18 protein-coding genes and 5 tRNA genes are annotated in these 21844 nt (G+C 53.0%); 8 read left to right on the top strand and 15 right to left on the bottom strand.

Features of this window, described 5'->3' with window-relative positions; genetic code table 11:
- Window positions 1-15 precede the first annotated feature (15 nt).
- The 11 genes from secE to KOR42_RS08915 all read right to left on the bottom strand — a co-directional run bounded on the left by secE (window position 16) and on the right by KOR42_RS08915 (window position 6047).
- Window positions 16-459 carry a preprotein translocase subunit SecE gene (gene secE, locus KOR42_RS08965; protein ID WP_146508953.1) on the bottom strand — a complete coding sequence of 148 codons (444 nt, stop codon included), beginning with the start codon at window positions 457-459 and terminating at the stop codon, window positions 16-18.
- A 254-nt stretch (window positions 460-713) separates the two neighbouring features.
- Window positions 714-786: transfer RNA gene (locus tag KOR42_RS08960), tRNA-Trp, on the bottom strand.
- 8 nt (window positions 787-794) lie between these two features.
- Window positions 795-950, bottom strand: coding sequence for a 50S ribosomal protein L33 (gene rpmG, locus KOR42_RS08955; RefSeq protein WP_146508951.1), 156 nt, complete (start codon window positions 948-950; stop codon window positions 795-797).
- A 79-nt stretch (window positions 951-1029) separates the two neighbouring features.
- A complete protein-coding gene (gene tuf / locus KOR42_RS08950; protein ID WP_146508950.1) occupies window positions 1030-2226 on the bottom strand; it encodes an elongation factor Tu in 1197 nt (398 codons plus the stop codon).
- Between the two features lie 130 nt (window positions 2227-2356).
- A tRNA-Thr gene (locus KOR42_RS08945) sits at window positions 2357-2429 on the bottom strand.
- 50 nt (window positions 2430-2479) lie between these two features.
- Window positions 2480-2550 (bottom strand) — tRNA-Gly (locus KOR42_RS08940).
- Between the two features lie 224 nt (window positions 2551-2774).
- A tRNA-Tyr gene (locus KOR42_RS08935) sits at window positions 2775-2856 on the bottom strand.
- Between the two features lie 47 nt (window positions 2857-2903).
- Window positions 2904-2975, bottom strand: a tRNA-Thr gene (locus tag KOR42_RS08930).
- 312 nt (window positions 2976-3287) lie between these two features.
- On the bottom strand, window positions 3288-4256 hold the full coding sequence (locus tag KOR42_RS08925; RefSeq protein ID WP_146508948.1) for a prenyltransferase/squalene oxidase repeat-containing protein: 969 nt from the start codon (window positions 4254-4256) through the stop codon (window positions 3288-3290).
- A gap of 11 nt (window positions 4257-4267) precedes the next feature.
- The gene (locus KOR42_RS08920) at window positions 4268-4732 is read right to left on the bottom strand and encodes a VanZ family protein (protein ID WP_146508946.1); all 465 of its coding nucleotides are present in this window, start codon (window positions 4730-4732) and stop codon (window positions 4268-4270) included.
- 49 nt (window positions 4733-4781) lie between these two features.
- Window positions 4782-6047, bottom strand: coding sequence for a pyridoxal phosphate-dependent aminotransferase (locus KOR42_RS08915; RefSeq protein WP_146508945.1), 1266 nt, complete (start codon window positions 6045-6047; stop codon window positions 4782-4784).
- Between the two features lie 326 nt (window positions 6048-6373).
- Between KOR42_RS08915 and odhB the strand changes: the two genes are divergently transcribed.
- On the top strand, window positions 6374-7579 hold the full coding sequence (gene odhB / locus KOR42_RS08910) for a 2-oxoglutarate dehydrogenase complex dihydrolipoyllysine-residue succinyltransferase (protein WP_146508943.1): 1206 nt from the start codon (window positions 6374-6376) through the stop codon (window positions 7577-7579).
- 541 nt (window positions 7580-8120) lie between these two features.
- On the top strand, window positions 8121-8894 hold the full coding sequence (locus KOR42_RS08905; RefSeq protein ID WP_146508941.1) for an undecaprenyl-diphosphate phosphatase: 774 nt from the start codon (window positions 8121-8123) through the stop codon (window positions 8892-8894).
- Window positions 8895-9081: 187 nt separating this feature from the next.
- Here KOR42_RS08905 and KOR42_RS08900 read toward each other — a convergent pair whose 3' ends face one another.
- A complete protein-coding gene (locus KOR42_RS08900) occupies window positions 9082-11175 on the bottom strand; it encodes a carboxy terminal-processing peptidase (protein ID WP_231740807.1) in 2094 nt (697 codons plus the stop codon).
- 398 nt (window positions 11176-11573) lie between these two features.
- Complete coding sequence (locus KOR42_RS08895; RefSeq protein WP_197440996.1) at window positions 11574-13142, bottom strand: GTPase family protein; 1569 nt, start codon at window positions 13140-13142, stop codon at window positions 11574-11576.
- Window positions 13143-13230: 88 nt separating this feature from the next.
- Here KOR42_RS08895 and msrA point away from each other — a divergent pair, with 88 nt between their 5' ends.
- The 4 genes from msrA to KOR42_RS08875 all read left to right on the top strand — a co-directional run bounded on the left by msrA (window position 13231) and on the right by KOR42_RS08875 (window position 16574).
- Complete coding sequence (msrA, locus tag KOR42_RS08890) at window positions 13231-13758, top strand: peptide-methionine (S)-S-oxide reductase MsrA (protein WP_146508937.1); 528 nt, start codon at window positions 13231-13233, stop codon at window positions 13756-13758.
- Between the two features lie 149 nt (window positions 13759-13907).
- A complete protein-coding gene (locus KOR42_RS08885; protein WP_146508935.1) occupies window positions 13908-15743 on the top strand; it encodes a carbamoyltransferase family protein in 1836 nt (611 codons plus the stop codon).
- 12 nt (window positions 15744-15755) lie between these two features.
- Window positions 15756-16172 carry an SxtJ family membrane protein gene (locus KOR42_RS08880; protein ID WP_146508933.1) on the top strand — a complete coding sequence of 139 codons (417 nt, stop codon included), beginning with the start codon at window positions 15756-15758 and terminating at the stop codon, window positions 16170-16172.
- A gap of 147 nt (window positions 16173-16319) precedes the next feature.
- A complete protein-coding gene (locus tag KOR42_RS08875; RefSeq protein WP_146508931.1) occupies window positions 16320-16574 on the top strand; it encodes a DUF5989 family protein in 255 nt (84 codons plus the stop codon).
- A 47-nt stretch (window positions 16575-16621) separates the two neighbouring features.
- Here the strand turns inward: KOR42_RS08875 and KOR42_RS08870 are convergent, their stop codons facing one another.
- Together KOR42_RS08870 and KOR42_RS08865 are read right to left on the bottom strand one after the other, a co-directional pair.
- Complete coding sequence (locus KOR42_RS08870) at window positions 16622-17026, bottom strand: gamma-glutamylcyclotransferase family protein (protein WP_146508929.1); 405 nt, start codon at window positions 17024-17026, stop codon at window positions 16622-16624.
- A complete protein-coding gene (locus tag KOR42_RS08865; protein WP_146508927.1) occupies window positions 17016-20477 on the bottom strand; it encodes an efflux RND transporter permease subunit in 3462 nt (1153 codons plus the stop codon). The genes KOR42_RS08870 and KOR42_RS08865 overlap by 11 nt, the downstream gene beginning before the upstream one ends.
- Window positions 20478-20625: 148 nt before the next feature.
- Between KOR42_RS08865 and KOR42_RS08860 the strand changes: the two genes are divergently transcribed.
- Window positions 20626-20991: a hypothetical protein gene (locus tag KOR42_RS08860; protein ID WP_146508925.1), complete on the top strand. Its 366-nt coding sequence runs from the start codon at window positions 20626-20628 to the stop codon at window positions 20989-20991.
- Window positions 20992-21085: 94 nt separating this feature from the next.
- On the top strand, window positions 21086-21607 hold the full coding sequence (locus tag KOR42_RS08855) for a hypothetical protein (protein ID WP_146508923.1): 522 nt from the start codon (window positions 21086-21088) through the stop codon (window positions 21605-21607).
- The last annotated feature ends 237 nt before the right edge of the window (window positions 21608-21844 follow it).

The following is a 21844-nucleotide window of genomic DNA, read 5'->3' as shown; positions in this document are numbered from 1 at the left end:
ACTCTTCAGACCGCGCTAATCAAGCGTGTCCAGATCAAGGAACCCGACAAGACCAAACAGTTGCTGCCAAAGGAAGCCTGCAAGATACAAATAGGCACCCATCGCGAACATCACTACCAGCACGACAACAGTCGCACGCTTGAGGTATTCCCAGTCTGCCCAGGAAACCTTGTCGAGCTCCGCTTCGACTGAAATCAGAAAGTTGGCAAACGGTGGCCAATTCACCAACCGGTAAGCAAACCACAATCCCGCAACGCCAATGGTCAGCGGGACAAATAATGCAACGGCCTGCGAAAAATCAGACAGAACTGTCACACGCAACCGCCAAGCGATTGCAACCATGACAATGCCAACAAAGGCGGCCGTCACTTGACGGACAACCCTTCCCTGATTCGGCTTGAACAGCCCCGGCACCAGGAAGTTGCCGAAAAATGTCGTTTCTGTCTTCGCTTTTGCCATCCTGGGCGATCCTTATTCACAAAAACACCACAACGCGGCAGCGATCTCCCTGACCACTTACCAGTTGCGCCAAACTCCTGAAACGCAATCGATCGCAGGACACACATACAGCACAGTCGGCACCAGCGACCACCAACAAGCCAGTTCACGCTTGACTTGGCTGCGCACTCTAGAGATTCGACAGAACCTCCGCAATCTTAACATCGCCGCCGCACTCTCTGACGGAATATCACAGACCGCCAGAAAGACTGAAACACGGGCGGAGAGACTTGAACTCCCAACCTGCGGATTTGGAATCCGCTGCTCTGCCAATTGAGCTACGCCCGTAAACCACGCTACTTTTTGCGAGATTCTTTGTGCAGAGTGTGTTTACGCAACTTTGGACAGAACTTCATCAACTCCAAACGCTCTGTTCCGCGCATCTCTTTGATGACACGATAATTGCGCATCCCCGACTCTGTGCATTCAAGCCACACATATTCCCGGGCCATTTCCCACCTCCAAAAATCGCAGCGATCCGACGACTCGGTCGAGGCGTCGGATGCTGACTCAAGAATTCCCCGGCTGACTCTACTCGAGGATCTTGGTGATCACACCAGATCCAACAGTCCGGCCACCTTCACGAATCGCGAAACGGCTACCATCATCAAGAGCGACTGGCTTAATCAGCTCAACTTCAAGCTTGACATTATCGCCAGGCATACACATTTCTGCGTCACCCAGAAGCTTGACCGCACCAGTCACGTCTGTTGTACGGAAGTAGAACTGAGGTCGATAGCCACTGAAGAATGGAGTCTTTCGACCACCTTCCTCTTTGCTCAAGACGTAGATCTCAGCTTCGAACTTCGTATGAGGATTGATCGTCTTCGGAGCAGCCAGAACCTGCCCACGCTCAACGTCTTCCTTACGAGTTCCGCGAAGAAGGATACCGACGTTGTCGCCAGCTTTTCCTTCATCAAGAATCTTACGGAACATCTCAACACCGGTGACGGTGGTTTCCTGAGTGTCACGCAGACCAATGATTTGAACCTTTTCACCGACCTTGACGATTCCTCGTTCAATACGACCGGTCACAACAGTTCCTCGACCTTCGATCGAGAACACGTCTTCAATCGCCATCAGGAATGGCTTGTCAGCTTCGCGAGCTGGTTCTGGAATATCGGCATCCAGAGCATCCATCAACTCACCGATACAGGCATTCTTGTCTGCGTTGCCTGGATCATCGAGAGCTGGCTTCGCAGAACCACGAACGATTGTCACGTCGTCGCCTGGGAAGTCGTATGTGTTCAGCAAGTCGCGAACTTCCATCTCGACAAGCTCGAGAAGCTCTTCGTCGTCGACGAGATCGCACTTGTTCAAGAAGACAACCAGAGCAGGCACGTCAACCTGGCGAGCCAGAAGGATGTGCTCGCGAGTCTGAGGCATTGGGCCATCCGCAGCCGAAACCACAAGAATTGCACCGTCCATCTGAGCCGCACCGGTGATCATGTTCTTGACATAATCCGCGTGACCAGGACAGTCAATGTGTGCGTAGTGACGATTGTTCGATTCGTACTCGACGTGACTCACAGCAATAGTCACGGTCTTGGTTTCATCACGAACCGTCCCGCCCTTTGCAACCTCTGAGTAATCAATCGCCTCAGCCAGCCCCTTTGTCGCCTGCACAGCCAGAATCGACGCTGTCAGAGTAGTTTTTCCGTGGTCGATGTGACCGATCGTCCCAACATTGACGTGCGGCTTTGTCCGTTGAAATGTTTCCTTCGCCATGACTAGCGCTCCAAAACTCCGTAAGTTCTCATAAGTGGTACCATGCGACCAACACAGTCGCGACAGTCAGCTTCGACGCTTGCAGCACGCCTGACTACGTCGACACGGCAAAACCGGGTGGGTGCCGGTAAGCTGCTGGCGGGACTTGAACCCGCGACCTCGTCCTTACCAAGGACGCGCTCTACCAACTGAGCCACAGCAGCATAAACAAAAATCCGTGACAGCAAGCCGAAGCTCGCCACCCACGGAAAAGAGCGGGTGAAGGGAATCGAACCCTCACCACCAGCTTGGAAGGCTGGAGCTCTACCATTGAGCTACACCCGCTAACAGCAATCTGCTGGAATCATGAAAACCGAAGGGCACTCCTGTCAACTCACACGACACGTCGCGTGAAAATCAAGCAGAAATTCCCACTGCTTCCACAAAACATGTTGCCGCAAACAACAAACCTCACAGCAACAAAACTGCCGAATCAACGACAGAAACACTCACCACAACGTTGCCAACGAACGCGAGAAATCTCGCACATGACAAAACATTAAAAAACATGGGGGCGGCAGGATTCGAACCTACGAAGGCTAAGCCATCAGATTTACAGTCTGACCCCGTTGGCCGCTTGGGTACACCCCCAAAGTATTTGATGCAAACCAGAGAACATTCCGTCCCCTCTCTGCAAGAGCTAGCGGAGGGATTCGAACCCACAACCGCCGGTTTACAAAACCGGTGCTCTGCCGTTGAGCTACGCTAGCGGACGACCGGGTTGCAAGCCGCGAAGTATAGCGGTGACTCTTCCGTGTGCAAGGACTAATCCTATCAGTGCTTACGGAGTTCCGGCGAACCGCGATTTATAGCGAGGTCCTTGCGATGCTTCAAGTCGTCTTGCCACTCGTTTTGTCATCAATCGCGGACATTTGAGATTCACCGCCCAACCTCGGTTCAAAAACGTCCAGATCAACCTGTTCGCCTTCCCGTCAGATGCCCGACACTCGAAATTCGGCGAAGTCGAAACCCGCACTTCGAAAGCAAACTGACAAACCGGACGACAGAAAAGACCACGTCTATCACGTCAGGTTCGCAGTTTCTTCCCCTGCCGGAGCTTCTTCGCCGAGAAGAGCTTTCACACCCAAACCGTAGAACGTGTACTCGACATCAGCAGCTTCATCCCATGTCGCTGCGCGATACCCCCCGGTCGGGAATTCCAGCTGAGATTCAAGAAGCTCACGCAACTGCTGCGGATTGAGGACTTCGGCCAGTCCCAGATCCTGAATGGTCAGCAACCCGGTGAATGTGGAGAGGCTGTCCGTGAACGGAACACGCGAATTGGCCTGAAAGCCGCCTTCATCTCCTCGGACATCTTTCAAAAACGCCCTCACATCAGCCCGAATTTCATCATCGACCGCATTCAATTCCTGCAAAATCGCAACTGCGGCCGCGGTCGGATTCGTACCACTTCGCCTCATTGGAGCAATCTCGACGAACCCGCCATCATCGCGTTGGCGATCGTACAAGAACTGAATGAGCGCATTCGGCCGCGGAACCTCTTTCCCCAACAACTGATAGGTCAAAAGAACCAGAAACGAGTGGTAAGTGCTCCCGGAAGACCCCTCGACTGATTTCGCGTAGCCCCCATCTTTTGTTCGAACTTCCTCCAACCGAGCGGAAACGACATCCGCAAAATCGGCCCCGAACCCTTCGAGCAGGTCCTGACCAGTGGCCACCTGAACGGCCAAGGCAGTTGAAAGCCAGTTCATGAGATCGATCACCCCCAACCGCAGCGGGTCATGTCGGGCGAGAAATTCGGCAACCGAGTTCGTCACTCCTTCTGACATTTGCCCCAGCATCACCAGCGCCCGAACGGCGAAACTGGTGTAATAGAGATCAGAATCTCCTTCGCGACCGGCGAACCCGCCGTCGTCTTGTTGAAAGCTGAGAACAAATTCCGCATGACGTGCGCGCCAATCGGGAGACGTTCCGGAGAGACCATCCGCCAGACGATTTCCGAGGCGGACAAGATAGGGGGTTCGCAACATCTCAGAATGTCTTATTTGGCGACAGAGTCGACCGAACCTGAATGCGAACGACGCCCAAGAACATTGGCAATCCGCACGGAACCTTGAGGGAGCCAGATCAGCACGCGATGCAGCCCAACGAGACCAGCCATGACTCCTAAACTGTCAAAAACCCAGTCGAAAAAGTCCGGCTGGCGACCCACAGGCCCCTGCAAAATCTCGTCCATAGCTGCGAACAGCAATAAACCGATCATCAGCGGAACCATCGGGATTCGCAGCTGATTTCGCTCCAGAAAAACGACTCCAGCCAGCACTGCGAGCACAAAGTAAGCACCGAAATGCAAGACCTTGTCGTAGGAACTCGTCATTCCCTGAAAACCATCAGGAACAGGAGTGTGCGTGAAAAAGAAGAGTGCTGCCGTGTAACACACCCAGACGATTCGAATCCCCCAAACCGCATGGGAAGGGCTCTCCAGATTGTCCGGCACACGACTCATCTTTATTTCCGAAATCAGTTCCGCGGGGGAGCGTTCTCTCTGGTCGAGCTTACGGCTGAGGATAAGGGTTTTCCAGTTGGAATTCCGGATGATTCTTCAGATACTCGTTCACGCGATCCTCTCGAGAGAACGCGACCGGCAGAAATTCCAACGCTTTCGCCAGTCGGTCATTCGGTTCCGCACAACTAAACCGCAAGAACCCATGACCAGCTTCGCCGAAACACTCGCCTCCCAAACAGGCAACACCGAAATCATCATCAGCAGCTTCGAGAAGATAAAGCGCCAATCCATGACTGGTGATCTTTAAGCGATTACAAATCGGAGCAACGTTCGGAAAGACGTAAAAAGTTGCTGTCGGATCGAGTGTGTGGATTCCATCAATTTCATTGAGTCCCCGGGCGAGCAGCTGAACTTTCTCCTGAAATTTCGCCATCTGCTGGTCGCGTTCTGCCTGATCGGACTGCAATGCGTGCATCCCGGCGATCTGCACGATGGGAGGGGTACACGAAAGTGTCGTGTTGATCATTTTGGCAATCGAAGTGGCGATCGGCTCCGCAGTCACAGCGAATCCGAGCCTCCATCCACTCATGCTGTACGACTTGCTGAACGTGTAGGCAGCGACGCACTGATCCATCATTCCGGGATACTCAAGAATGGACCGATGCCGTCCTCTCCAGACCATATGACAATAGGGTTCATCACTAAAAACAGCGACATTTTTCACGCGAATCAAATCGGCAAGCCCGGCGAGGTCTTCGTCCGTCGCGACTCCTCCGGTCGGATTGTGGGGCGTGTTCAGGAAAATCGCTCTCGGACTTGGCGAGTCAGACAGGAACTTTTCGACATCCTTGAGATTGGGACGGAATTCGTTCGACTGTTCAAGGCTGCTGAAAACCGGCTTGGCCCCTCGACGGAGGATATTCGGCAGATAAGTGGGGAAATACGGGCTGAAGACGAGAACTTCGTCACCCGGATTGAGAAACGCTTCGCAGAAAAACTGCTCAAAAACTTTTGCCCCCGGACCGACGACGATGTTCTCAGAGGCTGCGGGAATGTGAAACTCTGACTTCACAAACTCGGCAGCTGCTGCTCGAAACTCGGGAAGCCCGGGCGATGGGCAATAGTGAGTCTGATTGGATTCGATGGCCGAAACGCCGAATCGCTTGGCCGAAGCGGTACTTTCGAAGGGACTGTCACCAATCTCCAGTTCCACAACATCTTTCCCGGACGCCTTCAACTGTTTGGCAACCGCCAGGACGGTAAAGGCTGTCTCGACAGTAAGAGATTTGGCAAATTCGCTAAGTTGAACTGTCACCGATATTTGTTCCTGCTGAGGCGAGCATCCCATTGAGCTTTCGACGGACCTATTCGAACACCAGACTCGTTGCGAGTCAACTGCGCGAGGGTGTCTGTGCGATCAGCATGTTTGAATAAGTCCGGGGAGGATTTCAAAATTCTTGTTCACTTGGACTCCAGCCGGTGGAATCCGATCACTATCATTCAGAAACTCATCTTCCCGGGGTGCGCTCTCGGAGAGGGTGCGCCTGAACGGCGAAATCAGTTTCATCCAGATTGTGGTCGTGGTTTGCAGTACCCCCTCATCACGAGGAATCTGCTCAGTTGTCTAAAGGTCGATGCAGCATGGCTGTTGAAATTCGAGTCCCGTCCGTTGGAGAGTCGATCACCGAGGTCTTCATCGGTGAGTGGTACGTCAAGGAAGGGGACTGGGTCGCCGCCGATCAGGATCTGGTCGGACTTGAAACGGACAAAGCAACGTTCGACGTTCCGTGCCCCGAAGGGGGAACGATTACATCGATCACGAAGACCGCAGGCGAAACCGCAGAGATCGACGAAGTCATCGCGATGCTCGAACCGGGTCCGAATCCAAACGGAGCCGGCTCCGAGAGTGACGGACAGAAGTCGACTCAGGCGACGCAGGATGCCCCAAAATCATCCGCAGCTCCGGCACCAGCTCCTTCAGGATCACCCGGCGGTCATCCGATGCCAGCTGCGGAACGCCTCGCTGGCGAGAACAACATCATCGTCAGTCAGGTTTCGGGTTCCGGACCGGGCGGACGAATTCTCAAGGAAGATGTGCAGCGGGCGTTAACGACAGGACAAACCGCTGACGTCGCCGTGGCGGGAGCACGCGACGAACGCCGCGTGCCCATGTCTCCGATGCGACAGACCATCGCTCGTCGTCTCGTTGAAGCTCAACAGGGGGCAGCCCTGCTCACGACATTCAACGAATGCGACATGAGCGCAATCAAAGAACTTCGTTCGGAATACCAGGACTATTTTGTCAAGAAATTCAACATCAAACTCGGGTTCATGTCCTTCTTCGTGAAGGCCACGATCGACGCACTCAACGAGTTCCCAGCCTTGGCTGCCCAGGTCGACGGAAACCAGTTGATCTACCGCAACTACCACGATATCGGTGTTGCGATCGGGTCCGGAAAAGGCTTGATTGTGCCTGCCATCCGAAGTGCGGAACGGCTCAGCTTCGCGGAGACTGAACAGACGATCTCAGACTTCGCTCAACGTGCCAAGCAGAACAAGATCGGCCTCGATGAACTCGAAGGCGGAACATTCACAATCACCAACGGTGGAGTTTACGGATCGCTGCTCTCGACTCCGATTGTGAACCCTCCACAGTCCGGTGTGCTCGGAATGCACGGAATCGTAGATCGTCCCGTCGCAGTCGACGGACAGGTCGTCATTCGCCCGATGATGTATCTCGCGTTGACCTATGACCACCGCGTTGTTGACGGTCGTGAAGCGGTTTCGTTCCTCGTCAGAATCAAACAGACGATCGAAGATCCAACCCGCCTGCTTCTGGAAGTCTAAAACTTTCCGCAGTCGGTTTTTGGAGAAATTCCGCTGAGCCGGATCTCCGACTGATGGCGATCGGACGCTTCTGAATTAAGTGCAGGAGCGTCGAGGAAACAGGCTCGCAGGAGATGAAGAAAATCCCGGTGTCGAAACTCGACACCGGGTCGGCCCGCCCCTGTGCTCTGAAAGTCTCAGAGCACACTTTTCCCATATCTTTTGCCCATATCTTCGCCAAACTTGCACTTCGCAACGCTTGTTCTTCGAAACGGCTGCTCTTCATCACGACTTCTGCCCGAGATTCTCTCTGCGAGAAATCGTTGCCCTGATGCGATTCGCCGCTCATGCAATCACAGCTTCGAGAGGATTAAACTCGGTGCAATAAGACAGACGCACAGAATACTCCTTCGGTTCATAATTTCTGGATAGTTTACTGAGAAACTGCTGGTCAAAGCGTGACCTGTGAAATATGAGTCCAAACCGTCACTGTTGAGTGTGACCATTCTGTCGAAGCACTCGTGCCTTTTCTTTTCCCTCGCTGCAACTGAGATCGAATTCCATGGAACTTTGGGAAGTCATCATCCTCGGAATCGTTCAGGGCATCGCAGAGTTTCTTCCGATCAGCTCGTCCGGACATCTCGTGATTCTCGAGTCGCTGCTTGGCGGAGAGCTCGAAAACCTCGAACTCAACGTCGCTCTGCACTTTGGAACACTGATGTCGATCCTTGTTGTCTATCGCAAGGATCTCATTCCGTTGCTCTTTGACATTCCGATGATGTCGAAGATTGTGATCGCGACGCTTCCCGTCGTTTTCTCCGGATTGGTCCTCAAAGACCTTTTCACCGCAACCTCATCGAGTGCATTTATCGCGGGAATTGGACTCCTCATCACGGCAGGTTTGCTTTTGATTACCCCGCGAATCGACCGAGGAACGAAAGGTCTCGAAGAAATGACCTATCGAGATTCGCTCGTGATTGGACTCTTCCAAGCGGTTGCCCCGATGCCCGGAATTTCCCGGTCGGGAAGCACGATCGTGGGCGGCCTTCTCTCCGGAGTGAATCGTGACGCGGCAGCAAGATTCAGCTTTTATATCGCGATTCCCGCTCTGCTGGGGGCGACGGTCCTCACTCTCAAAGACATTCTGGAAGAAGGCACCTCGGGAACTCCCCTCTCTACAATGGCAGTGGGCTGTGTCGTATCGTTCGCTGTCGGGATTGTTTCCCTGAACGCGCTGCTCAAAATTGTATCGAAGGGTCAGATCGTCTGGTTTGGTGTCTACTGTGCCATTTTGGGACTGATCGTCATCGGCTGCACTTCCGCCGGGTGGCTGTAACAGGCCGAGAGAAGATCCGACGTCGACCGAGACAAACCGGAAGAGCGAATATCGCCTGAGACTCGTTCGATCTTCCAACTTCTGAATCGCCCGGAAGAGAATTCGGGAAAGCCAGCAAGAATAAAGCACGCTTCAAGAATTCTTGAAGCGTGCTCGGATGAACACATTGCTGATTCGATCACTCGAATCAATTCAGCACGGTCAAGTTGCCCCTCAAAGCGGCAACGTAGTCGAGTGCGATGTTGAGCGCCTCGTTATTGTAGTAGTTGTCTGGGAAGATCGGTTTTTCATCTTCATCGACTTCAACCTCTTCTTCTTCCTCAGCTTCTTTATCGGCCTTGCTTGCGGCTCGATCTGCGGCACGCTCTTCTCGGACCTTGTCTTCATTCAGCGACAAGTTCGTCCGATTCTTCTTCTCGATGTATCGAGCGATGGAGCGTTCGACGCGTTGGAAATCTTCATCCGATTTCACTCTCACTTGACTGTTCTGAGCGAGGGCTGAAATCAATGCTGGATTCACGGAACGCTCTTCGACGTAATTCGCCGATCGAATTTTGTCGAATGGCAGAGCATTGTCGAGGAACGCTTCTCCGAGATCCCAATGATCGATCAGTGACGGAAGGACAATGTCTGACCGGACTCCACGGTTCTGAGTGCTGTCACCCTTCACTCGGTAGAACTGCTGGATCGTCAGTTTCAATTTTCCGCGATCGTCGGGACGAGTCAGGCGGAACGGACGCTGAGGAGCGACATCCATCAGATTCTGGACAGTTCCTTTTCCGTGAGTTGTGGTGTCTCCGATAATCAATCCGCGGTGATAGTCTTTGATCACCCCCGCGAAAATCTCCGAAGCCGAAGCTGAGAGACGGTTACACATCACAACCAGTGGACCTGCGTAGGAAACACCCGAATCTTCATCTTCCAGAACTCGAATGTATCCACTCGGCTCTTTCACCTGGACAACTGGTCCACGGTCAATGAAGTGTCCGGAAATCTCAATGGCTTCTGTGAGTGATCCCCCGCCGTTATTTCGAAGATCGATGATCACCACATCAACCTGTTCGCGAGCGAAGACGGAGAGGACGCGTTTGACGTCGGCCGAAGCACTTTTGAAGTTGGCCACTCCACCAGAAGCACCAGCGAAGTCGCGATAGAACGAGGGAATACTGATCACTCCCACACGCCCCGGACGACCGAGCCGGTCTTCAGTGTTGATGATTTCGCCTTTGACTTCGGATTCTTTCAATTCAATTTTCTTACGGGTCAACTCGATGATTCGAATTTTTCCGTCGTCATTGCTCTTCACCTGAAGACGAACGACTGTTCCTCGTGGTCCACGAATCATGCGGACAACGTCGCTCAGTTTCATTTCAAAGATGTCGACAATCTCGCCTTCTTCCTGACCGACACCAATGATTTTGTCTTTGACTTTCAATCGACCGTCATCTGACGCAGCCCCACCGGGAACGATCGAAGCGACAACGGTGTATCCATCATCTGCCTGAAGAGCTGCACCGATTCCATCGAGTGACAGCCGCATCTGAATCTCAAAATCTTCCCAGCTTTGTGGAGACATGTAGGAAGAGTGAGGATCAAACACGGTCGCCAAAGCTGTCAGATACCGCTCCAGCTGGTCGACCATGTCGTATTGAGTTGTTGCGAGCAGACTGTTTCGGTAACGCTTGTGGAGACGTTCTTTCGGATCGAGCGTTTCTGACTCTTCGTCATCGCCGTCCTCTTTCGATTCTTCGTCAGCCAACTTGAACTGGAGAAGCTCGTACTTCACTCGGCGACGCCAACGGTCATCCAACTCATCCGTCGTCTTCGCCCAGGTCAGCTTGTCTTCATCGGTCTCGATTTCTTCATTGATGCTGAAGTCGTGTTCCTTTTCCACCCACTGATTCGCAACTTCCATCTGTCGGGCGAGTCGCTCTTTGTAGGTATTGAATACCTCATAAGCGAACTCAACATTCCCGGCCTTGATTTCGTCATCAAGTGTGGTGCGGTGTTTCTGGAAGTGCTCGATGTCTGATTCGAGAAAGTACAATTTCAGAGGATCGAGGTCCTTAATGAAGCGGTCGATGAGCGTTTTGGAAACGTCATCGTTAATCTCCTGACGATTCAGGTGATATTTCGGAATCATTTTGGAGACGAGAATCGCGGTCTCAGCATCTGCCGGATCGGCGGAAGAGAGTTGCTGGGCGAAGTAGGTAGAAATCCCCAAAACGACCATTGCGAGTGCGGTAAAGCGTCTGATCCGTGCAGCGTCTGTCCAAGCCATTCTTTTTGCCTACACAAAATTTTATTGAGTCAAAAAAGATTCGAGCTGAGTGTCCATCCTGAGTTACACATCTGAGCAATGCTATCCCAAGTCCAGACTTACAGCAAGGTGCGGTTTTCAAGAGCAAGTTCCTCGCCGTTCCCTCACCCGTCTGAGAATCCAACTCTCATTTGACGCATCCTTTGAGCTTTCCACATTTTGCACGGGAAAGATCGGATTGTTGACCGGCGTGTTGATTGAATTGCGCAGTTGAGACTCAAGCTGCAATTCGCCCTCTCGAGTAGAATCCATGCCCTCACCGAATCTCATGCCCTTCGATGAAGGTAAAGCGAAACCCGACGAATCGCGACGGATCGGAACCAGAACGAATGAGCATCAAGTCACTGAGCGGAAAGAATTTATCGGGTGCGTTGATTCCCTTCATCGAGAAGCAGGTTGACAACTTCCAACCCCGAATTCTTGAGCTGAGTCAGCAACGCACTCCACCGGTCCCGGTCAAGATCTTCTTCGTAGGCTCGTAGTAATCCGACCGACTTGCCAACGTTGAGGGACTGCGAAATGGCTTTCACGAGGCCGGGATCAACATTGTAGACGCGGTCATGATCTTCATCGGAGCAGACGGGGACGACATCGACGACGAAATCTTGGAACAACTCGCGCGTCGAGTCCACAGCGTCGCGAATGCTTTCTGCTTTCGCTGACTGGGGGGCGCTCAGGTCATAAGGCGGGTCCCATTCCATCACCGGGCTCAAGAGATCGATATGAGTCAAGCAGAGGATAATGGGCGGAGGACGGTACTTGGAGTTTTGGGCGGCCGCAGTCTGAATGGATCGAAGGACTTCCAGATCCGCTGTTCGTGCAGGCTGGTGAACATCAATCACCAGAAGGACGATGTCTGCTTCGGAAATCGCAGATTTCAAATGCTTCTTATGGACCGTTGGAGCATCGGCATCGGCATAACCGGGTGTGTCGAGCAGTGTGACTGTCTCGTTTGTTTCGGGCACAGGGATGACATGCCGGCTCACCGAATGAGTGGACGGGACAGCATCGGTCGCGGTTTCCCGTCGGCCAAGAAGCGCGTTGATGACGCTCGACTTGCCTGCGTTTGTCTGTCCGATGACGGCAATCACAACCGATTCCGGAACATACTTCGGTATGCTGGCCTCTGCTTGTCCGTCGATTTTGGTATCGATTTCTTTTTGAGACTCTTCAGCTCTTTCGAACGCCTGACGGTAACGAAGCGCGCCGCGACGCAATCGGCCGCTATTCATCTCAATCAGGTAAAACCCCATATGGCGCATGAATTGCAGGTAAACTGTCGCCAGAATCTCGCTCTTCAAGTCTTCAGTGATCGGTCCGAGAGTAAGCCGCGATGTCACAAACTTCGCAGCATTCAATGGGTTCCAGATCACGCTCGCCAGCCATCCTGCATCGCTGACCCGCTTGACCCATTTCGGTGCTTCGCCCAAAGCCCTCCACTGTTTGATCGTGACCATGTGGCTTCCGGGAACGGAGTCCTGAAACCAGTCTTCCAGGTCGTCGACAGCCAAACGAATCGCTGCCAACACCTCGACCGCTGTCAGCGCCGAAACCGGATCGTTCGCGTTCGGGTGGTAGTGACGGGCCAGATCAGCTGCGAGTTCTTGAGAGGATTTGACGTAGAACTGGATATCGGTGAGCTGTTGCGCCGTCAGCGTTTCAACTTGTTCCTGATGTTTCCGAATGATCCGATTGGCGGTTTCGTCGTTGGGAGTCCAGTGATTCGCCGTCTGCGTCGATCCGTCGGGAAGGAGTTTTCGCTTCCAAAAGATGTTCACAAGATAGGCAGCCAGCCAGAAGATCGGGATGATCCACCATGTCCAGCGAAACAAACCGGTCTGCCACAATGCGTAGGCGCCAAATCCAATGTAGACCAACACTGGCAATAACAGCATGACACCAATGAAGATTGTTCGTCGTGAAACCATGGTTCGTGTGACCCCGAAGTGGTGAGGTGCTAAACTGAAAACATCATCGGAATTGTTACTGCACTGACAGCATAACGAAGGAGGTGTCATGCCGACACAAACAGCGACTTTGGGAAGTGGGTGCTTTTGGTGTAGTGAAGCCGTTTACCAGTCGGTCAATGGTGTTTCCAAGGTAACCTCGGGGTACATGGGCGGCACTGTTGAAAACCCGACTTACGAAGCAGTATGCACCGGAACAACCGGTCACGCGGAAGTCATTCAAGTTGAATTCGACGACGAATTCGTTTCCTTTGAAGATTTGCTGAAAGTCTTCTTCCAATCCCATGACCCGACCACTCTCAACCGGCAGGGGAATGACGTCGGCACACAGTATCGATCGGTCATTTTCTTTCACTCGTCCGAACAGGAAGCAACCGCGCGGTTAATCATTGCGACTCTGAACGAAGCCGATGTCTTTTCGAAGCCTGTTGTCACAGAGGTTTCCCCCGCTGAGAAGTTTTACCCTGCGGAAGACTATCATCAGGACTTTTACGCCCGGAACGAATCTCACCCGTATTGTTTCAATGTGATTCGACCAAAACTCCACAAACTGCTCGAAACTTCAGTCCTCAAGTGAATGAACTCTCCGAAGACCAATTCTCACGAAGCACCCACGAAATCAACCACTCAAGCTCAAGCGAGTGCACGGGAAAGAGCAACTTGCTCTAATCGGAACCGCAACATCGACGTTGCAATGATTGTCAGGAATTAATTTTCGGAGCAATAGTGGCGGCGATTCTCGGGATTTCGGCATTCTATCACGACTCTGCGGCAGCCCTTGTTGTCGATGGAAAAATCATCGCTGCTGCTCAAGAGGAACGATTCACTCGCAAAAAACACGACGAAAGCTTCCCTGAGAATGCGATCAGCTATTGCTTGAACGAAGCGAAGTTGACGCCTGCCGAGTTGGACTATGTCGGTTTCTATGACAAACCGATGTTGAAGTTTGATCGCCTGCTTCAAACTTACACAGCTTACGCCCCACAGGGCTTTTGGTCATTCGCGAAGGCGATGCCGCAGTGGCTGAAACAGAAGCTGCACTTGCCGAAAGAAATCCGAAAAGGGCTGGGCGGGAAGTTTCGCAAACGAATTGCATTCGCCGAACACCATGAGTCACACGCCGCCAGTGCGTTCTTTCCATCCCCCTTCGATGAAGCAGCGATTCTGACCGTCGATGGCGTTGGCGAGTGGGCGACCGCGAGTTTCGGAACCGGCTCCGGAAACCGAATTCAACTGAGTCACGAACTTCGGTTTCCTCATTCTCTTGGAATGCTGTATTCCGCGATGACGTATTACTGCGGGTTCAAAGTCAACTCGGGCGAGTACAAACTGATGGGCCTCGCCCCGTACGGGCAGCCAGTCTACATCGACCAGATTCTTGATAAGCTGATTGACCTCAAGGAGGATGGGTCGTTCCGGATGGACATGTCGTACTTCAACTATTGCCAGGGACTGACGATGACCAGTTCCCGGTTTCACGATCTATTCGGTGGTCTTCCCCGTCAGCCGGAATCGAAGTTGACGCAACGCGAAATGGATCTCGCTGCATCCGTTCAGTTGGCAACTGAAGAAATCATGCTGCGAATGGCTCGTCACGTGCATCGCCAAACCGGGATGAAGAACCTCTGCCTCGCGGGTGGCGTCGCACTCAACTGCGTTGCGAATGGACGATTGCTCCGCGAAGGACCGTTTGAGCGTATCTGGATTCAACCCGCTGCAGGAGACGCGGGCGGAGCCCTCGGCGTCGCTTTGTTCATCGCACATCAAATGCTGAATCACGAGCGAGTCCCCCATCCGGTTCTGCCGCAAGCTGCTTCGGCACTGGGGCCTGAATTCGACCGGGACTCGATACGGAATCACCTTGATTCCAAACAGGCTGTGTATACGGAATTGAGTTCGAACGAAGAGCTTTGCCAGCGAGTCGCTCAGTTGATCGATCAGGGAAATGTTGTTGGCTGGATGCAGGGTCGGATGGAGTTTGGTCCGCGCGCTCTCGGAAATCGAAGTATTCTCGGAGACCCTCGCAACCGCGAAATGCAGTCCAAGATGAACTTGAAGATCAAGTTCCGAGAGTCATTTCGCCCGTTCGCTCCGTCCGTCCTTCAGGAACAGGCAAGCGAGTATTTTGACTTTCCGTCCGATCAGGAAAGCCCATACATGCTCCTTGTCGCCGATGTCGCAGAGGCTCGCCGCCTTCCGGTTGAGACTTCGTCTTCTGTACAAGGATTTGATTTGCTGAAACAAATCCGATCGGAAATTTCGGCCATCACTCACGTCGATTATTCAGCGAGACTTCAGACCGTCGACCAAGATCGGCATCCGCTTTATCATCAACTGATCAGCGAATTCCACGCTCAAACCGGGTGTCCGTTGTTGATCAACACGAGCTTTAATGTTCGCGGCGAGCCGATCGTCTGCACTCCGGAAGATGCGTATCGATGTTTCATGGGAACGAATATGGACGTTCTGGTCGTCGGTCAATTTCTGCTGCTGAAAGAAGAGCAGCCAGAACAACCGAACCGAATCAATCAGGACTATATCGACCAGTTTGAGCTGGACTGACAAGGGCGACCTGTGACCTTCAAAGACCTATTGAAAGAACCGACATCGAAAGACCTGCGGTTCTTTGCCGGACTTCAGTTTCCGTTTTTCCTGTTCATCAGTTGGCTCCTTCATCGACGAGGAATCGAATGGGGCTGGCTGTCAGTCCTGCTGGTGATCTCTGCAATCGTGATGATCGTAGGGCTCAGCAAGCCGCGACTGGTGAGATGGATCTATTTCGGCTGGATGGCCGCGGTTTTCCCAATCGGCTGGGTTGTTTCGCACCTGATCATGGCGATGGTCTACTATCTCGTCGTGACGCCAGTTGGTATGATTCGAAGGCGGCGGCACGGAGACCCATTGCATCGCGAATTCGACCCTGAAGCCGATTCGTACTGGGTGGAACGCCCCGGCCAAAAGCCGGATGAATCCTACTTCCGGCAGTTTTAGAGCACGTTGCTCTTTCCTGTGCACTCGCTTGAGCTTTTTCATCAAGTAAATGGCTGAGTTTGCTCGTGCATGTGAGTGCACACCAAAACAGAAAATGCTTTAAGCGAGCACAAGTGAGTGCAGTGAATTGCTGAACTGGTAAAGCACATGAATGAACCAGAGCCCACAACAACGAAGCCGACTTCAGAAAACTCTGCGTCTGCCGATGCACCGGAAAATGGTTCGTCATTTGAAGACGCTGCAAACGAAGAGCAATTGAGCCTGATTGCCGAGTTCGTGCTGTTCCTGAAAGAGAACAAAGCATGGTGGCTCGTTCCGATTCTGCTCGCGCTGGTCTTGATTTTCGTCGCTGCCTGGCTGAGCAGTTCCGTCGCAGCCCCGTTCATCTATCCGCTCTTTTGATCCACATCTTGGACGTGACCCTCGAAGAACTGGATCGTCAAAGGCCTTCAGCGAGGGATCCATCGCCCTTGAAGCGGACGTGCCTGAGAAGTCTCTCCGAGATAGAAGTAGGCGACCGCATCCGCTTCGACGTTCAAATTTGACGACCTTTGAAGTTCGATCGGCTCCAGCGAGTAGAGTCCTTCGGCGACACCTTCTTCGATGTCCAACCTGATCCGGCACTCATCGGTCACTCTCCAGAGTTCTCCGTGGATCGCCTCTCCCGCTCCTCGACCATGTGTCAGACCGGGATAGGAACCGAGATCAAACAGACGATATTTCGGGAGAGTCACCGCACTCCCCAGAAACTCCTGTTCTTGCAGCAAATAGTTGCGGCAGTCACCTCGCTGAAGGGTTCCGTAAACGAACAGAATCGTCGCGCCGCAATCGATGTCCGCAGCTTCACTCGACATCTTTTGTTCCCTGAACCGCAGAAGCTGTTCCTGTCGGGACAAGATCCGAGTGTTGAAGACCGGGTACAATCTCTCCGGACAACTTTCTCATCAGTGCCCTGACATCGAAGAAAATCATGTTGAGAACCGGGACGATGATGAGTGTCAGTGCAGTGGCGAAGATCAGCCCGAATGTCAGCGTAACCGCCATTGGAATCAGGAACTTTGCCTGAAAGCTCTTCTCAAACATCATCGGAGTCAGCCCGGCAGCAGTCGTGACAGTGGTCAGCAAGATCGGTCGCAACCGCAATCGCGCTCCGTCGATACTCGCTTCGAACTCGCTCATGCCTTCTCGAATTCTCTTATTGATGAAGTCCACCAGCACGAGCGAATCGTTGACGACAATTCCCGTAAGAGCAATCAAGCCGATCGCGCTGAGGATGGTCATGGGATTGTCCGTAAGCCAGTGGCCGATGATCGCTCCCTGAATCCCGAACGGAATCGCTGACATCACCACGAGCGGCTGAAAGTATGACCGAAACAACGCAGCCAGCATCATGTAGATCATCAATAGCGCGACCGGCATGGCGAGCGTCAGGCTGCTGAAAGACTTTCCCTGCTCTTCGCTGCTTCCCAGAAACTCGACGCGGATGCCGGGATATTCCTTCTGAAGCTTGGGAAGATAATCGTTCTTGATTCGCCCGATAATGTCCGTCGGTGAGGCAATCAACGTGTCGACATCGCCGGTGATTGTCATCGCTCGATCGAGTTGCGAACGATGGATCTGTGTAAATCCCCGAGTCTCTTCGATCTCAGCAACTTCCTGAATGGGGACCCACGAAATGACGCCATCCTGATTGGCCGGAGTGGGAATCCAAAGTGACTCGATGTGAAAAACATCCTCGCGAAAATCTCTCGGATAGCGGACCATGATCTTCACTTCCTCGCGGTTGCGGGTGATTCGTCTCGCTTCCACGCCATAAGTTGCCGCGCGAACCGATTGTCCGAGTGACGCTTTCGTGATCCCTGTCGAACGTGCCGAAGGCCGCAGTGTCAATTGAACTTCCCGGCGTCCATCATCAAAGTCATCCCCGAGATCAACGACCCCCGCATACGTTGAGAGTTGCTCCTTGAACTCTTCCACGATTACTTTGAGATCTTCCATGCTTCTGCCGGTGAGCCGGATTTCGATATCCTTTCCACCGGGGCCTCCACTCATAAGCTGCCACGTAATCGAGTTGACCCCGGTCAGCTTTTCCGACTCGGCTCGAAGTTCCGCCAGCACTTCCTGACTCGACCGCAATCCTCGCTGTTCTCTCTCATCAGCGGCCATCAGCTCGATCCACAACTGACCGACATGCGATTGCAACTCGACTCCCATTCCTCCGGTCGAGTTCACGTCAATCATCACCGCAACATCCATCGCCACTCCGTCAACTTCCGGCATCTTGGTCGCAGCATCGCTGAGCAAGCGAAGACGCTCTTCGACGGCGGATGTATTCGATCCCACGGGCAGCTCGATCTGAGCAATCATCGACTCCGCATCCATCTTCTGGATGAACTCCCACTTGACGATATTGCCCGGTGAGAGAGTCGAGAGATCTCGGTCGGAAGACTCCTTTTGCCCCGACGTTCCCCCCTGCTGCTGATCTGCCACATTCGGAGCGGGCGGGGCTCCGAAGAACAACCCCAGCGTCATCATGCACAAGGAAACCGCAACCGCGAGAGACAGATACCGCCACTTCAGGACGACTCGCAGAATCGAGGAATAGACATTCATCAACGTTTCAATAAATCGTTGCTGGGCGGCCCCCACCATCGAAACATATCGCAACAGCCCAGTGTGAGAATTTTTCTTTCGATGATCTTTGTGCGGGGGAAGATGACTCAAGTGTGCGGGCAGAATAATCAACGCTTCGACGAGCGAGACGGACAGCGCAGCAATGACCACAAGCGGAAGTTCACGGAAGAAGTCGCCGATCTGCCCCCGGATGAACATCAGCGGAAGAAACGCAGCGATGGTCGTGCAGACAGCTGCGGTCACCGGCCACTGGACTTCCTCCGCCCCACGGATGGCCGCTTGATAGGCTGGCATTCCTTCCTCGACACGGCGGTAAATGTTCTCCCCGATCACGATCGCGTCGTCGACAATGATTCCCAGCACGATGATCAGACCGAACATCGAAAGGAGATTGATCGAGACTCCCATCATCGCCATCACGATGAACGTTCCGAGAAACGAAATCGGAAGCCCAACCGCCGTCCAGTACGCAACTCGCCAGTTCAGAAACAAAACGAGACTGATCAAAACGAGAAGCAGCCCGGACTTTCCATTTCGAAGCATCAGGTCGAGTCGACCTTCCACAAACCGGGCAAGGTCATTGTGAGTGGCAACGCTGAAGTTGTGCCGAAACGGATTACTCAGACTCTCCTGATAGACAGTCATCGGATCCGGGCGGCCAGCAAGACTGTCAGCGAATCGTGACAGCCCAGCGGAAACGCGTGTCAGAAATCCGGGATTGCTGTCCGGCTCGTAATCCGGATCGAAGTCCTCGCCCATTTTCCCGGCGACGTACGCTTTGACCAACGTGGAAATCTGAATCGCATCTTGACTCGGAGTTTTCTGAACAGTCAGAGTGGCTGACCGTTTTCCCTCCCAGTAACTCATGACGTCGGTATCGATGAATTCATCGCGAATCACAGCAACATCGGCGAGCTTGAGAGTTCGTCCATCCGGCAACGCGAGGATTTCGATTTCCTCGAGATCGATCCCGGCCTGTTTCTCGCCGAGCGTCTTGACCGCGACCTGACCGCGATCGCCTTTGAGATTACCTCCGGAGACATCGAGATTGGTTTGACGGATCGCCTGCGCAATTTGATCGAGAGTCAGGTTGTATTCGATGAGTCGATCGGGCTGCACTTCGACGCTGATCTCATCATCTCGAATCCCGGACAGTTGAACGTCACTCACACCGGGAAGTTGCAGCAGATCATCTTTGATATCTCTCGCAGCCTGTTTCAGAGATCGCTCATCGCCATCCCCAAAGACAGAAACCATGATCACCGGCAGTGTCGGTTCCATTTTGGCGATTGAGATTTTTTCGAGATCGTCAGGGAGATCTTGCAGCGAGTCGACCTCGTTTTTCACTTCCTGCATGACGACATCGACATCTTTGACGGAGTTGTAGAGCGTCAACGTTGTCATTGACATGCCTTCCGAAACCGTCGAATTGATCTTCTCGATTCCGTCAACATCGCGCACAGCCTCTTCGACTTTGATCGTCACCGCCCGCTCGAGTTCCTCAGGTTGCGTCGCGGGATAGATAGCTGTGATAGAAATCTTGTTCGGTCGGCTTTCCGGAAACATCTCCCGGACAAGCGTCAGTGCGAATCCAAACCCTGCCACCAGTGTGACAATCATCATCATGTTCACGAAGACTGGGTTCTCGACGCTGAACTTCGGGAGTGACATGGGAAGAAACCCGTTTCGAACGTTTGAGGAGTTGGTGGTCGACGCACAGGCGATCAACCGTCAAACTGTGACGCGGTCGTGAACCTGATACAATCTCAGTGAATATTAGCCTCAGTGAATACTAGCTGGCAAAAACAAGGCTGCCCAGATGGCAAAGTGCGACGAAGGTTACGTCTGTGAAATTTGTGGAGAGTATGTTCACAAGATCTCTGACAGCGATTTGTACTTGCGCTACATCATTGGAGAGATTGACAGCAGCGAGCTGTTAGCCTCTCCGGAACGCCATCTTCGCTGCAACCCGACGCTGACGCAATTTATCGTGGACGATTCGTTTCCCCCCGTGAAGGTTGACGGACCATTCTCAAAATCCGAACTCGACCCGGAAGACGTCAAACAGCGAGAAGATCTTGTGACGAGAGGCTTTCACCGGCTCCGCGAAGTCCAATCGCTCGGAATTGCGATCAGCGACTATCCTCTTCCGGAAGTCCTGCGTCGGAAACAGCATTCCCGTTGATAGCAACTGATCCCGTAAGGTGGCATGGGCTTTCTGCCTATGCTAGATTCCGCCTGCAGAGTTTCTTCCTCAACGCATCGCCAGGTTGATACAGATGAATGTTGCAGTCGTCCAGCCTATCGCCGGAGTGTCGGTGAATCGTGAAACGGAAATCGAAGCGGTCTATCCGTCCATTGCATCCGGAATTCTGGGGCAGTTGATTGGTGTGATCATGGGCGCCGTTTCTGCAGCGATTCCCGTAACGTTTCTCCGGGTGATTGTGCTTGTCGCATTTGGAGCGGTTTTGTTGCCATTTGGCTTACTCGCCTATGCCCTCAACAAGATCTTCGGTTGTTGCTACATCGTGACGAACCGATCCGTTCAGAAGCGGTCATTCCTCGGAAATTCGATGACGGCTCAGGTCGCGCTCACTGACATCGATCACATTGAGATCGCTTCGGGAGCGGGATACAAGTTCCATCGAGTCGGCGATTTGAATCTCGTTGGAGCGCAAGGAAACCTCCTTTTGACGATTGAAGCAATTCAGTTCCCTGAACGGCTCAAGCATGTCATTCTGGATGCCCGACAAGCCCGCCAGCTGTCTGACCGTTCACTGGCACAGATCCAGTCGCGGTAGTTCCCTTCGAAGAGAACACTTCGACGGCCGGATCGTTTCAAGCTCTGGCTGGCATAGCCGTTCTCGTCTCGAGACGTGTCGCGGAACGCTTTTTCAATGAAAATTGCGGAACAATTCCTGCAATTGAGGCCAATTCTTCAAATCGTTCCGTCCATTTTGACTGTCCGCTGAACTCGTGTTGACAGTCACGATTGACTTGAGATGGAGTTGCACGTCGGAATTCTTGTCAAATTTCCG

The sequence above is a fragment of the Thalassoglobus neptunius genome (genome assembly GCF_007859735.1).
GTDB classification, from domain to species: domain Bacteria; phylum Planctomycetota; class Planctomycetia; order Planctomycetales; family Planctomycetaceae; genus Thalassoglobus; species Thalassoglobus neptunius.
The sequence above is the reverse complement of the archived record's forward strand: the minus strand, read 5'-3'. Positions and strand labels throughout refer to the sequence as shown.

What these genes read in the sequence shown, in the direction of transcription:
- KOR42_RS08925 (WP_146508948.1), bottom strand. Translation starts at nt 4,256, where the DNA reads ATGTTGCGAACCCCCTATCTTGTCCGCCTCGGAAATCGTCTGGCGGAT.
- tuf (WP_146508950.1), bottom strand. Translation starts at nt 2,226, where the DNA reads ATGGCGAAGGAAACATTTCAACGGACAAAGCCGCACGTCAATGTTGGG.
- odhB (WP_146508943.1), top strand. Translation starts at nt 6,374, where the DNA reads ATGGCTGTTGAAATTCGAGTCCCGTCCGTTGGAGAGTCGATCACCGAG.
- KOR42_RS08875 (WP_146508931.1), top strand. Translation starts at nt 16,320, where the DNA reads ATGAATGAACCAGAGCCCACAACAACGAAGCCGACTTCAGAAAACTCT.
- secE (WP_146508953.1), bottom strand. Translation starts at nt 459, where the DNA reads ATGGCAAAAGCGAAGACAGAAACGACATTTTTCGGCAACTTCCTGGTG.
- msrA (WP_146508937.1), top strand. Translation starts at nt 13,231, where the DNA reads ATGCCGACACAAACAGCGACTTTGGGAAGTGGGTGCTTTTGGTGTAGT.
- rpmG (WP_146508951.1), bottom strand. Translation starts at nt 950, where the DNA reads ATGGCCCGGGAATATGTGTGGCTTGAATGCACAGAGTCGGGGATGCGC.
- KOR42_RS08895 (WP_197440996.1), bottom strand. Translation starts at nt 13,142, where the DNA reads ATGGTTTCACGACGAACAATCTTCATTGGTGTCATGCTGTTATTGCCA.
- KOR42_RS08905 (WP_146508941.1), top strand. Translation starts at nt 8,121, where the DNA reads ATGGAACTTTGGGAAGTCATCATCCTCGGAATCGTTCAGGGCATCGCA.
- KOR42_RS08920 (WP_146508946.1), bottom strand. Translation starts at nt 4,732, where the DNA reads ATGAGTCGTGTGCCGGACAATCTGGAGAGCCCTTCCCATGCGGTTTGG.
- KOR42_RS08870 (WP_146508929.1), bottom strand. Translation starts at nt 17,026, where the DNA reads ATGTCGAGTGAAGCTGCGGACATCGATTGCGGCGCGACGATTCTGTTC.
- KOR42_RS08865 (WP_146508927.1), bottom strand. Translation starts at nt 20,477, where the DNA reads ATGTCACTCCCGAAGTTCAGCGTCGAGAACCCAGTCTTCGTGAACATG.
- KOR42_RS08860 (WP_146508925.1), top strand. Translation starts at nt 20,626, where the DNA reads ATGGCAAAGTGCGACGAAGGTTACGTCTGTGAAATTTGTGGAGAGTAT.
- KOR42_RS08855 (WP_146508923.1), top strand. Translation starts at nt 21,086, where the DNA reads ATGAATGTTGCAGTCGTCCAGCCTATCGCCGGAGTGTCGGTGAATCGT.
- KOR42_RS08900 (WP_231740807.1), bottom strand. Translation starts at nt 11,175, where the DNA reads ATGGCTTGGACAGACGCTGCACGGATCAGACGCTTTACCGCACTCGCA.